The sequence below is a fragment of the Streptomyces sp. CA-250714 genome, assembly GCF_050936705.1.
GTDB lineage: Bacteria > Actinomycetota > Actinomycetes > Streptomycetales > Streptomycetaceae > Streptomyces.
Genome location: NZ_JBNJMI010000001.1, coordinates 2,018,066 through 2,034,865, shown reverse-complemented (window position 1 = coordinate 2,034,865; position 16,800 = coordinate 2,018,066). Strand labels below are relative to the sequence as shown.

Annotated in this window: 1 protein-coding gene; it reads left to right on the top strand. The window is 68.7% G+C overall.

Going from position 1 to position 16,800, the window contains the following annotated elements; genetic code table 11:
- Positions 1-16,695, top strand: coding sequence for an amino acid adenylation domain-containing protein (locus ACQEU8_RS08985; RefSeq protein WP_433098654.1), 16,695 nt, complete (start codon positions 1-3; stop codon positions 16,693-16,695).
- Positions 16,696-16,800: the final 105 nt, after the last annotated feature.

Sequence of the window (16,800 nt, the reverse complement as noted above, 5' to 3'; positions counted from 1 at the left end):
ATGATCCCCTTGTCGTTTGCTCAGCGTCGGCTGTGGTTCATTCACCGCTTCGATGGCCCGTCGGCCACCTACAACATCCCCCTCGTCCTACGGCTGACCGGGGACCTCGACACCGAGGCGCTGCGGGCCGCCGTGCGGGACGTGGTGATACGGCACGAGAGCCTGCGCACCCTGATCGCCGAGGACCCCGACGGGGTGCCGTACCAGCAGGTCGTACCGGTCGAGGAGCTGGTCTTCGAGGTGCCGGTCGTCGAGGTGACGCCGGACGGGGCGGGGGCCGCCGTGGCGGAGGCAGCCGCGCACGCCTTCGACCTGGGCGCGGAGATCCCCTTCCGCGCCCGGCTCTTCCGTAGCGCCCCCGATGTGCACACCCTCGCGCTGGTGCTGCACCACATAGCGGGCGACGGCGAGTCGGCGGGGCCGCTGGCCAGGGACATCTCGGCCGCGTACGCCGTACGACGAGAAGGCACGGGCGGCGCGGGTGGTGCGGTCTGCGCTGGCGGTGGCCCGTGTGAGCCGGACTGGCCGGAACTGCCCGTCCGGTACATCGACTACACCCTCTGGCAGCAGGAACTGCTCGGCGACGAGGACGACCCCGACAGCCTGCTGGCGCAGCAGTTCGCGTACTGGCGGGACGAGCTGGCCGACGTACCGCAGCCGATGCCGCTGCCCACCGACCGGCCCCGCCCGCCGGTCGCCGGCTACCACGGTGACACGGTGACGTTCACGCTCGACGCGGAGCTGTGCGCCACCGTCGAGAAGCTGGCCCGCGAGCGGAACGCCACCATGCCGATGGTGCTGCAGGCGGCGCTCGCCGTTCTCCTCGGGCAGCTCGGCAGCGGTGACGACATCACCATGGGCTCACCGATCGCAGGGCGTACCGATGAAGCCCTGGCCGACATGGTCGGCTTCTTCCTCAACACCTGGGTGCTCCGCATCGATCTGACCGGCAACCCCACGTTCGACCAGGTGCTCGACCGGGTTCGGGACAAGGCGCTGACCGCCTACGACAACCAGGACGCGCCCTTCGAACGCCTGGTGGAGCTGCTCAACCCGGACCGCTCGACCGCGTACCACCCGCTCTTCCAGGTGATGTTCGCCTGGCAGAAGGAGTGGCCCTCCTTCGCGCTGCCCGGCCTGGAGGTGTCGCTGGAGCAGGTGGGCACCGCCACGGCCAAGTTCGACCTGTCCTTCAACCTCTCCGAGCTCACCGCCGCCGAGGACGGCGCCCGCACGGTGCACGGCACCGTCGAATACGCCACCGACCTGTTCGAACGCACCACAGCCCAGGCACTTGCCGAACGGTACGTACGCGTACTGCGCCAGCTCGTCACCCGGCCCGGCCGGCCGCTGAGCACGCTGCGCGTCCTCGACCCGGACGAGGAGCGCGCGGTGCTGGAGTTTGGTGGTGGTGAGTGTCGGGTGTTGCGGGATGGTTCGTTGGCGGGTGGTTTTGAGGAGCAGGTGGGGCGGACGCCGGGTGGGACGGCGTTGGTGTTCGAGGGTGTGGAGGTGTCGTATGAGGAGTTGAATGCGCGGGCGAATCGGTTGGCGCATTGGTTGTTGGAGCGGGGTGCTGGGGCGGAGTCGTTTGTCGGGGTGCGGTTGCCGCGTTCGGTTGATTTGTTGGTGGCGTTGTTGGGGGTGTTGAAGTCGGGGTCGGCGTATGTGCCGATTGAGGTGGATCAGCCGGTGGAGCGGGTGGAGTACATCGTTGCTGATGCGTCTCCGGTGTTGGTGTTGGAGGAGTTGCCGGATACGTCGGGGTATTCGGAGGCGGATCCGGGTGTGGAGGTGTTGCCGGATCATGCGGCGTATGCGATTTATACGTCGGGGTCTACTGGTGGTCCTAAGGGTGTGGTGGTGTCCAATCGGTCGATTATGAATCGGTTGGAGTGGGGTCATGGTGAGTATGGGCTGGATGCTTCGCATCGGATGGTGTTGAAGACGTCTGTTGGTTTTGATGTGTCGGTTCCGGAGATTTTCTGGCCGTTGTTGGTGGGTGCGACGTTGGTGATCGCGCGGCCGGATGGTCATCGTGATCCGGCGTATCTGGCCCGGCTGATCCAGGAACAGCAGATCACCGAGATCAACTTCGCCCCCTCCATGCTGGCGGCATTTCTGGCGGAGCCCCAGGCCGCCGAGTGCACCGGTCTCCGCCGGGTGGAGGCGGCAGGCGAAGGTCTGCCGGTGGAGCTGGCGAACAACTTCCTGCGGGTATTGCCTGGCGTCGAGTTGCACAATTTGTATGGTCCGACGGAGGCGGCGGTGGAGGTGTCGCATTGGCGGCATCGGGAGGAGCCGGGTGCCAGTAGTGTGCCGATCGGCAGGCCGGTGTGGAATACGCGGCTGTATGTGCTGGATTCCGCGCTGCGTCCGGTGCCGGCGGGTGTGCCGGGTGAGTTGTATCTGGCTGGTGTGCAGTTGGCGCGCGGCTATTTGGGGCGGCATGGTCTGACGGCTGAGCGGTTTGTGGCTGATCCGTTCGGGCCGCCCGGGGCACGGATGTACCGCAGTGGCGACCTGGTCACCTGGCGAGCGGACGGGGCGATCGACTACATCGGGCGCGCCGACTTCCAGGTCAAGGTGCGTGGATTCCGTATCGAACCCGGCGAGATCGAGGCCGCACTGCTGGCGCACCCTGGCGTCGCACAGGCCATTGTCGTCGCCCGCCAGGCCCGAGGTGAGGGCGGCGGGAAACAGCTCGTCGCGTATGTCGTCCCGGCGACGACGGACACCGCGGAGGCTATAGACCCCGCAGGCAGCGAGCGTGTTGCCTCCGCGACCCCCGCTGAGCTGCGGGCTTTCCTGTCCGGGCGGCTGCCGGAATATATGGTGCCGGCGGCATTCGTCGTCATGGACGAACTGCCGGTCAACGCCAGCGGCAAAGTCGACCGCAAGGCGCTGCCCGAGCCGGAATTCTCAGGCGGTGAGTACCGGGCTCCCGGCAATCCGGTCGAGGCGGCTTTGGCAGGCGTGTTTGCCGAGGTGCTGGGGTTGGAGCGGGTTGGTGTCGATGACGATTTCTTCGCGGTCGGCGGTGACAGCATTCGTTCGATTCAGGTGGTGTCGCGGGCGCGTGCGGTGGGTGTGGAGGTCTCGCCGCGGCAGGTGTTCGAGTGCCGGACTGTCGCGGAGCTGGCTGAGGCGGCGCGGGTGGGTGAGGGTGGGGGCGGCGGTCCGGCCCTCGCCGAACTGGAAGGCGGCGGCGTCGGCACCGTCCCCCTGCTGCCCGCGGCCCGCTATCTGAAAGAGCTGGGCGGCAACTCCGACCGCTTCGCCCAATGGCTCGCCCTGGAACTCCCGCCGGGCATCGACCGCGAGGGGCTCGTGGCGACGGTGCGGGCTGTGGTCGACCATCACGATGTGCTGCGGTCCCGGCTGGTGGACGGGGTGGAGGGCGCGGATGGCGTAGACGGTGCCGACGGCCCGGGCGAGGGTCCTGTGCTGGAGGTGGCTGCGCCGGGCAGTGTGGATGTGGACGGGCTGCTCCGTCGCGTCCCGTGTGCCGGTGGGCTCGACACGGCGGCGTGGGGGCGGCTGCTGTCCGCCGAGCTGGATGGGGCCTTGGCCGGGCTGGATCCGGCTGCCGGTGTGATGCTCCGGCTGGTGTGGTTCGAGCCGGATGATGGCGACGCGGCGGGCCGGTTGCTGGTGGTCGCGCATCACCTGGTGGTCGATGGTGTGTCGTGGCGGGTGCTGGGTCCGGATCTGGCTGCTGCGTGGGAGCGGGTGCGGGAGGGCGAGCGCCCTGATCTCGCGCCGGTTGCCACTTCGGTGCGGCGTTGGGCGCATGCCTTGGTGGAGGAGGCCCACCGTCCGGAACGGGTGGCTGAGCTGCCGTTCTGGGAGGGCGTGCTGGAGGGCCCGGATCCGCTGCTGGGTGCCCGGGAGTTGGACCGGGGCGTCGATGTGACCTCCACTGTGGCGACCGTGCGGGTGCGGGTGCCGGTGGATGTGACGGCGTCGGTGCTGGGTGCTGTGCCTGCGGCGTTTCGTGGTGGTGTGAACGATGTGCTGCTGGCGGGGTTGTCGTTGGCGGTGGCGCGGTGGCGGGAGCGGCGTGGTGTTGAGGCGTCGTCTTCGTTGTTGCTGCGGCTTGAGGGGCATGGCCGTGAGGAAGAGGTCGTGCCCGGGGCGGATCTGTCGCGGACGGTGGGCTGGTTCACCAGCATGTATCCGGTGCGGCTGGATCTTGCCGGGGTGGATGTCGGTGAGGCGTTTGCCGGGGGTGTGGCTGCCGGGCGTGCGGTGAAGGCGGTCAAGGAGCAGTTGCTGGCGGTCCCGGACAAGGGCATCGGCTTCGGCCTGCTGCGGTATTTGAACGACGGGACGCGGGCGGTGCTTGCGGGTCGTTCGACCGGGCAGATCGGCTTCAATTATCTGGGCCGTTTCTCCGGTACCGATATGCCCGAGCATCTGCGTGGCCTCGGTTTCCATCCCGCACCCGAAGCCGGCGAACTAACCGCCGCCCCGGACTCCGACATGCCCGTCATGGCTGCCCTGGACATCAACTCCCTCGTCACCGACAGCGGTGACGGTGAAGAACTCACCGCCCAGTTCGCCTTCGCCACAGGTGTGTTCTCGCACGCCGAGGTGGAGGAATTGGCGGGGTTGTGGGTGGAGGCGCTGTCGGGTCTTGCCCGGCATGTCACCGAGGCCCCGGACGCGGGTGGTCTGACGCCTTCGGATGTGCCGTTGGTGGGTGTGTCGCAGGGTGAGATCGAGCAGTGGGAGGCCCAGTACGACGGGTTGGTGGATATCTGGCCGCAGTCGACGTTGCAGGCCGGGTTGTTGTTCCACAGCAAGCTGGTGGATTCCGCCGGTGGTGCGGGATTCGATGCGTATCAGATGCAGTTGGTCTTCCATCTGGCTGGCCGTGTGGATGCGGAGCGGATGCGTGTTGCGGGCCAGGCGTTGCTGGACCGGTATGCGAATCTGCGGACGGCTTTTGTGGAGGATGCGCGGGGCAATCCGGTGCAGTTGGTCGTCGAGGGTGTTGAGCTGCCGTGGGAGTTCGTGGACCTCACAACCGTTCCGGACCAGGCACGAACCGAGCAGTTCGAGCGGTTCCTGACCACTGACCATGGTCGGCATTTCGACCCAGAGCGTCCGCCGATGGTGCGGATGTCATTGGTGGCGTTGGAGGCGGAGCGGTTCGAGCTGGTGTTGACGGCGCATCATGCGCTGTTCGACGGCTGGTCGCTTCCCGTGCTGTTCAAGGACCTGCTGCGGCTGTACGCCGCACACGGTGACGCCTCTGGTCTGCCGCGGGTGCGGGGGTATCGGGACTTTCTGGCCTGGCTGGAGCGGCAGGACCGGGAGGAGACCGTCCAGGCATGGGCTGCCGAACTCGACGGCGTCGAAGAGCCCACCCTCCTCGCACCGCGTACCGTTTCGCATGCCGGGGCCACCGGTATCGGGACCGTGGGCGTCGACGTGTCGGACGAGACCTCCCGCCTGCTGACGCGTCGTGCGGCGGAGTTGGGTGTCACCGTCAACACACTGGTGCAGGGCACCTGGGCGGTGCTGCTCGGCCAGCTCACCGGGCGGCAGGATGTGGTGTTCGGTGCCACGGTCTCCGGGCGTCCCCCGTCGCTGCCGGACGTGGACTCCATGGTCGGCCTGTTCATCAATACCCTGCCCGTCCGGGTGACTTACGAGGCAGGCGACACCCTCGCCGACGTACTCCAGCGCACCCAGGAACACCAGGCTGGACTCCTGGACCACCACTATCTGGGCTTGGCGGAGATCCAGCAGAGCACGGGCCTGTCCAGCCTCTTCGACACGCTCGTCGTCTTCGAGTCCTACCCCATCGACCGCGCCGGACTGGACGACGCCAATGCCGAGGCGGGAGTGCGGCTGGCCGGGCTGCGGCACTTCTCCGGCACCCACTATCCGCTGATGGTGATGGCCGAGGCCGATCCGCACCCCAACCTGTCCCTCCAGTACCAGGAACACATCTTCGACCAGGCGACGATCGCGGAGATGGCAGCCCGCTTCGGCCGCGTACTGGAGCAACTGGCCGCGGACCCGCAACTCACCATCGGCGACGTGGACATCCTCGCGCCGGCCGAACGTCACCGCCTGTTGGAGTTTGGTGGTGGTGAGTGTCGGGTGTTGCGGGATGGTTCGTTGGCGGGTGGTTTTGAGGAGCAGGTGGGGCGGACGCCGGGTGGGACGGCGTTGGTGTTCGAGGGTGTGGGGGTTTCGTATGGGGAGTTGAATGCGCGGGCGAATCGGTTGGCGCATTGGTTGTTGGAGCGGGGTGCCGGGGCGGAGTCGTTTGTCGGGGTGCGGTTGCCGCGGTCGGTTGATTTGTTGGTGGCGTTGTTGGGGGTGTTGAAGTCGGGGTCGGCGTATGTGCCGATTGAGGTGGATCAGCCGGTGGAGCGGGTGGAGTACATCGTTGCTGATGCGTCTCCGGTGTTGGTGCTGGAGGAGTTGCCGGATACGTCGGGGTATTCGGAGGGGGATCCAGGTGTGGAGGTGTTGCCGGATCATGCGGCGTATGCGATTTATACGTCGGGGTCTACTGGTGGTCCTAAGGGTGTGGTGGTGTCCAATCGGTCGATTATGAATCGGTTGGAGTGGGGTCATGGTGAGTATGGGCTGGATGCTTCGCATCGGGTGATGTTGAAGACGTCTGTGGGTTTTGATGTGTCGGTTCCGGAGATTTTCTGGCCGTTGTTGGTGGGTGCGACGTTGGTGATCGCGCGGCCGGATGGTCATCGTGATCCGGCGTATCTGGCCCGGCTGATCCAGGAACAGCAGATCACCGAGATCAACTTCGCCCCCTCCATGCTGGCCGCGTTCCTCGCCGAACCGGCCGCGGCAAATTGCACGAGCCTGCGCCGTGTTGAAGCGGCCGGAGAAGCAATTCCCGTCGAACTCGCCAATCAGTTCCTGCGGGTGTTGCCTGGCGTCGAGTTGCACAATTTGTATGGGCCGACGGAGGCGGCGGTGGAGGTGTCGCATTGGCGGCATCGGGAGGAGCCGGGTGCCAGTAGTGTGCCGATTGGCAGGCCGGTGTGGAATACGCGGCTGTATGTGCTGGATTCCGCGCTGCGTCCGGTGCCGGCGGGTGTGCCGGGTGAGTTGTATCTGGCTGGTGTGCAGTTGGCGCGGGGTTATTTGGGGCGGCATGGTCTGACGGCTGAGCGGTTTGTGGCTGATCCGTTCGGGCCGCCCGGGGCACGGATGTATCGCAGTGGCGACCTGGTCACCTGGCGGGCGGATGGGGCGATCGACTACATCGGGCGCGCCGACTTCCAGGTCAAGGTGCGGGGATTCCGTATCGAACCCGGCGAGATCGAAGCCGCACTGCTGGCGCACCCCGGCGTCGCACAGGCCACCGTCGTCGCCCGCCAGGCCCCCGGCGCGGGGGACGGGAAACAGCTCGTCGCCTACCTCGTTCCCAGCGGCAGCGGCAGCGGCAGCGGCAGCGGCAGCGGCAGCGGCAACGCTGGCTCTCCCGGGCCGCCGGCTCCCGCCCAGCTCTCCGTGGCCGAAGTGCGCGCATTCCTCTCCGGACGACTCCCGGAGTACATGGTCCCGGCCGCATTCGTCGTCATGGACGAACTCCCCGTCAACGCCAGCGGCAAGGTCGACCGCAAGGCGCTGCCCGAGCCCGAGTTCGGGGGTGGCGAGTACCGGGCGCCGCGCAATGCCACGGAGGAGACCCTGGCCGGGATCTTCGCCGAGGTGCTGGGGCTGGAGCGGATCGGCATCGACGACAACTTCTTCGACGTGGGCGGCCACTCCCTGCGCGCCACCCGGCTGATCGGTCTCGTCCGCAGCGCGTTCGGTGCGGAGATCCCCATCCGGCTCGTCTTCGAGTCGCCGACCGTGGCAGAACTGGCCGTCCATCTCACGAGCGGATCGCCGACGCGCGCGCCGCTGCGGCGCGCCACCGAGCGACCCGAACGGGTACCGCTCTCCTACGCACAGCGCCGCCTGTGGTTCATCCACCGGTTCGAGGGCCCCTCGGCGACGTACAACATCCCGCTCGCCCTACGGCTGACCGGACGGCTGGACATCGAGGCGCTGCGGGCCGCGTTCCGCGACGTCGTCCAGCGGCACGAGACCTTGCGCACCCTGATCGAGGAGGACGCCGAAGGGACGCCGTTCCAGCGTGTCGTCCCCGTCGACGAGCTGTCCCTGGACGTTCCGCTGACGGTCGTCACCCCTGATGAGGAGCCAGCGGCCGTCGAGGCGGCACTCACCCATCCGTTCGACCTCTCCTCGGAGCTGCCCGTGCGGGCCTCCGTGCTGCGCCGCGCCGGCACGGACCAGTACGTCCTCGTGCTGCTGCTGCACCACTTCGCGGGTGACGGCGAGTCCACAGCACCGCTGGCCAGGGACCTCTCCACGGCCTATACGGCACGCCTCGCGGGACACGCCCCCGACTGGGCGGAACTCCCCGTGCAGTACGTGGACTACACGCTGTGGCAGCAGGAGCTGCTGGGCGAGGAGGACGATCCCGACAGCCTGCTCGCGCAGCAGCTGGCGTACTGGCGCGACGAGCTGGCCGAAGTACCGCAGCCCATGCCGCTGCCCACCGACCGGCCGCGTCCGCCCGTCGCGAGCCGCCGCGGCGGCGCCCTGGCCCTGCGGCTCGACGCACGGCTGTTGACAGCCGTCGAGGAGCTGGCCCGGGAGCGCGGGGTGACCGTGCCCATGGTGTTGCAGTCGGCGCTCGCGGTACTGCTCGGCCGGATGGGCAGCGGCGACGACATCACCCTCGGCTCGCCCATCGCGGGCCGTACGGACGAGGGCCTCGCCGACCTCATCGGCTTCTTCGTCAACACCTGGGTGCTGCGCGTCGACCTGTCGGGCAACCCCACGTTCGAGGACGTACTGGACCAGGTACGCGACCGCGCACTGGCCGCGTACGACCATCAGGACGCACCCTTCGAACGCCTGGTGGAGCTGCTCAACCCGGACCGCTCGACCGCGTACCACCCGCTCTTCCAGGTGATGTTCGCCTGGCAGAACTTCAACCGCAGTGACGTCCGGCTGCCCGGCCTGGACGTGGCCTTCCAGCCGCACACCACCCGGACCGCGAAGTTCGACTTGTTCTTCAACCTCGCCGACCTGCCCGGTCCCGAGGGGCGGGAAGTGCACGGCATCGTCGAGTACGCCACCGATCTGTTCGACCACAGCACTGTCGAAACCCTCGTCGCGCGCTTCGTACGGGCGCTGGAGGTGTTGATCGCGGACCCGTTGTCGCGGGTGGGTGCGGTGGATGTGTTGTCGGTGGGGGAGCGTGCGTGGCTGGCTGAGCGTCATGCGCCGTCGGCTGGTGGTGATGGGTCTGGTGTGTCGTTGGTGGGGTTGTTCGAGGAGTGGGTTGGGCGGTCGCCGGGTGCGGTGGCTGTGGTGTGTGGGGGTTCGCGGTTGTCGTTCGGGGAGGTGAATGCGCGGGCGAATCGGTTGGCGCGGGTGTTGGCCGGTCGTGGTGTGGGTGCTGGTGATGTGGTGGCGTTGGCGGTGTCGCGGGCTGTTGATCTGCCGGTGGCGTTGTTGGGGGTGTTGAAGTCGGGGGCGGCGTATGTGCCGATCGATCCGGCGTATCCCAGCGGTCGGCTGGCGCAGATTCTCCGTGAGGCGGATCCGGCATTGATCCTCACCGACAGCGAGGCGGCTGGTGTGCTGCCGGACTCTGGCGCGGAGCGGTTGTACGTGGATCGCGGTGCGGTTTTCGAGGAGGGGGATGGCTCCGATCTGAGTGATGCGGAGCGCAGGTATCCGGTGTCGGCGGGGGGTCTGGCGTATGTGATGTTCACGTCCGGGTCGACGGGTGTGCCCAAGGGTGTGGGTATCACGCAGGGCAATGTGGCGGTGTGTCTGCCCGGTCTGGTCGATGCGGTGGGTGGGGGTGTGCCGTGGCGGATGTTGGCGGGTACGTCGGTGAACTTCGATGTGTCGGTGTTCGAGTTGTTCGCCACGTGGTCGACGGGTGGTTCGGTCGAGGTGGTGCGGGATGTGCTGGCGTTGGCCGAGCGGGAGCGCTGGGATGTGGACGTCATCAGCACGGTGCCCTCAGCCTTCGCCGAACTCCTCGACCAGGTCGCTGAGAAGACGCAGGTCAGGGCAGTGGTGTTCGCAGGCGAACCACTTCCTGCCGCCCTCGTCGAACGTGCTCGGGCCGCGCTGCCCGGCGTACGTATCGTCAATGCCTACGGCCAGAGCGAGTCGTACTACGCCACTGCCTACGCCCTGTCTCCCGACCGGGAACTGCCGTCCTCCGGCAGCGCGCCCATCGGGACCCCGCTGGACGGTGTGCGTACCTATGTGCTTGGTGCGGGGTTGGTGCCGGTTCCGCCGGGTGTGGTGGGGGAGTTGTATGTGGCGGGTGCGGGGATTGGCCGGGGCTACCACGGCCGGCCGGGGCTGACGGCTGAGCGGTTTGTTGCGGATCCGTTGGGTGCGGCTGGTGCGCGGATGTACCGCACGGGCGATCTGGCCCGCTGGAACGCGGACGGTGAGCTGGAGTACGTGGGTCGGGCCGATACGCAGGTCAAGATCCGTGGTTTCCGTATCGAGCCTGCCGAGACCGAGGCGGCGCTGCTCGCCCACCCGGGCGTGGCGCAGGCAGCGGTCATCGCCCGCGACCTGCCCGGCAGCACCAACGGCGGCAAACAACTCGTCGCCTACGTGGTGCCTGTGACAGCCGAAACCACTGACCGGGACGAAACCGATGACCGGGACGACAGCAGCGCCGAGAACGGTGGCGGCAGCAGCGGCAGCGACACTCCCGCCGACATCGACATCAACGCCGGGCTGTCCCCGTCCCAGCTGCGGTCGTTCCTCTCCACGCGCCTGCCCGAGTACATGGTGCCCGGAGCCCTCATGGTCCTGGACCGGCTGCCACTCGCGCCCAACGGAAAGCTGGACCGCAAGGCGCTGCCCGAGCCGGAGTTCTCGGGCGGCGAGTACCGGGCGCCGGGCAATCCGGTGGAGGTCGCCTTGGCGGGTGTGTTCGCCGAGGTACTGGGGGTGGAGCGGGTCGGTGTCGACGACGACTTCTTCGCGGTCGGCGGCGACAGCATCCGTTCCATCCAGGTCGTCTCGCGGGCCCGCGCAGCCGGCGTGGAGGTGACCCCTCGGCAGGTCTTCGAGGCCCGCACCGTCGCAGCACTCGCCGAGGTCGCCCAGGCCGCCGACGGCACCGGGAAGCCGGTGCTCGCCGAGCTCGACGGAGGTGGCGTCGGCGGCGCGCCCCTGCTGCCCATCGCCGACTTCGTACGGGAGTCGTCCACCAGCTCCGCCTTCGACCACTTCGCCCAGTGGATGGCGTTCACGCTGCCTGCCGGGATCGACCGCGAGGGGCTTGTGGCGACGGTGCGCGCTGTGGTGGACCACCACGATGTGCTGCGGTCCCGGCTGGTGGACGGGGTGGACGGGGTGGACGGCGTAGACGGCGCGGGCGAGGGGCCTGTGCTGGAGGTCGCTGCGCCGGGCAGCGTGGATGTGGACGCGCTGCTCCGTCGGATCCCGTGTGCTGGTGGGCACGACGCGGCGTCATGGGCGCGGATGCTCTCGGCCGAACTGGACTCGGCTCTGCTGCGCCTCGACCCGGCCGCGGGTGTGATGCTCCAACTGGTGTGGTTCGAGCCGGATGACGCCGACGCGGCGGGCCGGTTGCTGGTGGTTGCCCATCACCTGGTGGTGGACGGTGTGTCGTGGCGGGTGCTGGGTCCGGATCTCGCTGCGGCGTGGGAGCGGGTGCGGGAGGGCGAGAGCCCTGACCTCCCGCCCGTCGCTACTTCCGCACGGCGCTGGGCCCACGCCCTGGTGGAGGAAGCGCGCCATCCCGACCGAGTTGCCGAACTGCCCTTCTGGGAGGGCGTGCTGGAGGGCCCCGATCCGCTGCTGGGTGCCCGGGAGTTGGACCGAGCCGTCGATGTGACCTCCACCGTGGAGACCGTACGGGTGCGGGTACCGGTGGATGTGACGGCATCCGTGCTGGGCGCTGTGCCTGCGGCGTTCCGTGGTGGTGTGAACGATGTGCTGCTGGCGGGGTTGTCGTTGGCGGTGGCGCGGTGGCGGGAGCGGCGTGGTGTTGAGGCGTCGTCTTCGTTGTTGCTGCGGCTGGAGGGGCACGGCCGTGAGGAAGAGGTCGTGCCCGGGGCGGATCTGTCCCGCACGGTGGGCTGGTTCACCAGCATGTATCCGGTGCGGCTCGACCTCGCCGGAGTGGATGTCGGTGAGGCCCTGGTCGGCGGTACGGCTGCCGGGCGGGCCGTGAAGGCGGTCAAGGAGCAGTTGCTGGCGGTCCCGGACAAGGGCATCGGCTTCGGTCTGCTGCGCCACCTCAACGCAGAGACGCGTACGCGACTGGCGGACCGCCCCACTGGGCAGATCGGCTTCAACTACCTGGGCCGTTTCTCCGGCACCGATATGCCCGAGCATCTGCGCGGCCTCGGCTTCGGCCCAGCCCCGGAGACCGGCGAACTCGCCCCGTCCCCCGGTACAGAACTACCCGTGCTGTCCACCCTGGACGTGAGCGCCGTCGTCATGGACGGCGCCGAGGGCCCACAGCTGGGTACGGCGTTCTCCTTCCCGTCCGGGCTATTGGCCGCGGATGAGGTGGAGGAGTTGGCGGGGTTGTGGGTGGAGGCGTTGTCGGGTCTTGCCCGGCATGTCACCGAGGCCCCGGAAACAGGTCGTCTGACGCCCTCCGATGTGCCGTTGGTGGGTGTGTCGCAGGGTGAGATCGAGGTGTGGGAGGCCCAGTACGAACGGCTGGTGGATATCTGGCCGCAGTCGACGTTGCAGGCCGGGTTGTTGTTCCACAGCAAGCTGGTGGATTCCGCCGGCGGTGCGGGATTCGATGCGTATCAGATGCAGTTGGTCTTCCATCTGGCCGGACGTGTGGATGCGGAGCGGATGCGTGTTGCCGGTCAGGCGCTGCTGGACCGGTATGCGAATCTGCGCACGGCTTTCGTGGAGGACGCGCGGGGCAATCCGGTGCAGCTGGTGATCGAAGGGGTCGAGCTGCCGTGGGAGTTCGTGGACCTCACGGCCGTTCCGGACCAGGAACGTACGGAGCAGTTCGAGCGCTTCCTCACAGCTGACCATGGTCGGCATTTCGATCCGGAGTGTCCGCCGATGGTGCGGATGTCGTTGGTGGCGTTGGAGGCCGAGCGGTTCGAGTTGGTGTTGACGGCGCATCATGCGCTGTTCGACGGCTGGTCGCTTCCGGTGCTGTTCAAGGATCTGCTGCGGCTGTACGCCGCGCACGGTGACGCGTCCGGGCTGCCGCGGGTGCGGGGGTATCGGGACTTTCTGGCCTGGCTGGAGCGGCAGGATCGGGAGGAGACCGTCCAGGCGTGGGCTGCCGAACTCGACGGCGTCGAAGAACCCACCCTCCTCGCACCCGGGAATGCGGGAAGCGAGAGTGAGGGTGCGGGTGAGGCGGTGGGCATCGGTCAGGCCGATGTCCCGCTGGCACCGGAGGAGGCACGGGCGCTCACTCGTCGTGCGGCGGAGTTGGGTGTCACCGTCAACACGCTGGTGCAGGGCACCTGGGCGGTGCTGCTCGGCCAGCTCACCGGGCGGCAGGATGTGGTGTTCGGTGCCACGGTCTCCGGACGTCCCCCGTCGCTGCCGGACGTGGACTCCATGGTGGGCCTGTTCATCAACACCCTGCCGGTCCGCGTGCGTTACGACGCGGGCGACACCCTCGCCGACGTACTCCAGCGCACCCAGGAACACCAAGCCGGACTCCTCGACCACCACTACTGTCCCCTGACCGACATCCAGCAGAGCACCGGACTGGCCAACCTCTTCGACACGCTGATCGTCTTCGAGTCGTATCCCGTCGACCGGGTGGGCCTCGACGACGCCAACGCGGCGGCAGGGGTGCGCCTCACCGGGCTGCGTCCGTTCTCGGGCACCCACTACCCGGTGATGCTGATGGCCGGCGCGGACCCGCATCCCACCCTCTCCCTCCAGTACCAGCGGCACCTCTTCGAGCGGGACACCATCGAAACGGTGGCCGCCCGCTTCGGCCGCGTACTGACGCGGTTGGCGCAGGACCCGCACACCCGGGTCGGCGCCGTCGACATCCTGGAGCCGGGCGAGCGGGAGAAGGTCCTGCACGGCCTCAACGACACTGCGGAGCAGGTCCCGGACCGCACCGTCGCGGAGCTGTTCGAAGAGCAGGCGCGGCGTGCCCCGGACGCTCCCGCCGTGGTCCGCGACGGCGTGACGCTGACATACGGCGAGGTCAACGCACGGGCCAACCGGCTCGCGCGGCACCTGGTGCGGCAGGGAGTGGGGCCCGACACGGTGGTGGCGGTTGTGCTGCCGCGGGTGCCGGACCTTCCGGTCGCGCTCCTCGGCGTCCTCAAGACGGGGGCTGCCTATGTGCCGATCGACCCGGCCTACCCCAGCAGCCGGCTCACGCACATCCTCCGCGACGCGGACCCGGCACTGATCCTCACGGACAGCGAGGCAGCCACCGTGCTGCCGGAAGCGCCGGAGACGGCGGAGACGCCGGGATCGCCGGATACACCGGGGGCCGGGGCGACAGCTGTGCCCCGCCTGCTGCTGGACCGCAGCGCGGTCCTCGAAGAGGGGAGCACCACCGGCGCGGCCGACGGCGACCTCACGGACAGCGACCGTATCCGCCCGCTGAGGACCGGCCATCCGGCGTACCTCGTCTATACGTCGGGCTCCACCGGGCTGCCAAAGGGCGTGGGTATCACGCACCGGAACCTGGTCAATGGGCTGGCGGCGCTGGTGCGTTCGGTGGGGCTGCCCACCGGCTGGCGCATGCTGGCCAGTACGTCCATCGGTTTCGATGTGGCTGCCTTCGAGCTGTTCGCGCCGCTCACCACGGGTGGAAGTGTCGAACTCATCCGGGACGTACTGGCGTTGAGCGAGCGGGAGCACTGGGACGTGGACGTCATCAGCTCCGTACCGTCCGCGTTCGCCGAACTCCTCGACCAGCTCGCCTGCCGGGTGTCGGTCAAGAGCCTGGTCTTCGCGGGCGAGGCGCTCACCACGCCGTTGGTGGAGCGGCTGCGGGAGGCCTGGCCCGACGTGCGGATCGTCAACGGGTACGGCCCCAGCGAGACGTTCTACGTCACCACGCACGAGATGCCGGCGGGCACCCCGCTGGGCCCGGTCGTCCCGATCGGCAGGCCGATGCACAACCTCCGTGCCTATGTGCTGGGTCCCGGTCTCGCGCCGGTGCCGCAGGGGGTCGTCGGCGAGCTGTACATGGCGGGCACCGGGGTGGGCTGCGGCTACCGCAACCGTCCCGGTCCGACCGCCGAGCGGTTCCTCGCCGACCCGTTCGGCCCCCCTGGTACGCGGATGTACCGCACGGGCGATCTGGCCCGGTGGAACGCCGACGGTGAGCTGGAGTACATCGGGCGTGCCGACACCCAGGTCAAGATCCGAGGCTTCCGCATCGAACCGGGGGAGGTGGAAGCGGCCGTGGCGGCCCACGCCGGCGTCGCACAGGCCGCCGTCGTCGCCCGTGACACGCCCGGCGGCGGCCCCCAGCTCGTCGCCTACGTCGTACCGGCTGTTCCCGAGTTGTCCGTCGCCGAACTGCGGGGCTTCGTCGCGCAGCGGCTGCCCGAGTACATGGTGCCTGCCGCCTTCGTCGTGCTGGACAGCTTCCCGCTGTCCCCGAACGGCAAGCTGGACCGCAGGGCGCTGCCCGCCCCCGAGTTCGGCGGCGTCGGCTACCGCGCGCCCCGTACCCCGCAGGAGGCGGCGCTGGCCGCGCTGTTCGGTGAGGTGCTGGGGGTGGAGAAGGTCGGCATCGACGACAGCTTCTTCGAGCTGGGCGGACACTCCCTGCGCGCCACCCGGCTGCTCAGCCGGATCCGCACCGAGCTCGGCGTGAGTCTCCCGATCCGCTCGATCTTCAAGAACCCCACGGTCGCCCGGCTCGCCACCGTGTTCGCCACCGCGCAGACGCCGGAGAGCGCGACGGCGTACACCGACCCGTTCGGGGTGGTGCTGACCCTCAGGGGCGAGGGCGGCGAGAAGCCGTTGTGGTGGATCCATCCGGGCGGCGGACTCGCCTGGTGCTACCTGGAGTTCACCGACCATCTGCCCCAGGACCGGCCGGTGTACGGGATCCAGGCCCGCGGCTTCGACGGTTCCGCGGTACCGGCCTCGGCCGAGGAGATGGTCGGCGACTACGTCGAACAGATCCGCGCCGTCCAGCCGGAGGGGCCCTACCATCTGCTGGGCTGGTCTCTCGGCGGCACCCTCGCCCAGGCCATGGCCGCCGAACTGCGCAGGCAGGGGCACGAGGTGGCGCTGCTCGCCCTGCTGGACTGTGTGACGAGCGACTACTTCGCCCGCAACGGTGCGGCCGACGAGGCGTACATCCGGGACTTCCTCGCCGACCGGGTCAGCCATATCACCGGGGAGGACGACGACTCCTTCCTCGATGTGGCCGCCCGGCTGCTGGTCGACCATGTGGCGCTGGTGGCGGAGTACGACTCGCCTCCCTTCGACGGCGACGCGCTGTTCTTCAACGCGACACGCAACCCGGACGACTCGTACGCGCCCCAGTGGCGGCGGCTGCTCAGCGGCACCGTCCACGAGTACGACATCGACTGCGCTCACCAGGACATGTACCACCCGGGCCCGGCGGCCGAGATCGGCCGGATCGTCAGCTCCGCGCTCGGCCGGGAGAGCTCCGGCACCGACCGCTGACCTCCGACTGCCCAAATCCGGCCAGTGGACCGGAGCGGCGCCCGGCCGAGCACTCGGCCGGGCGCCGCGGCCCCCTTCGTCAATCTGTCGAGCCCGCCCACCACG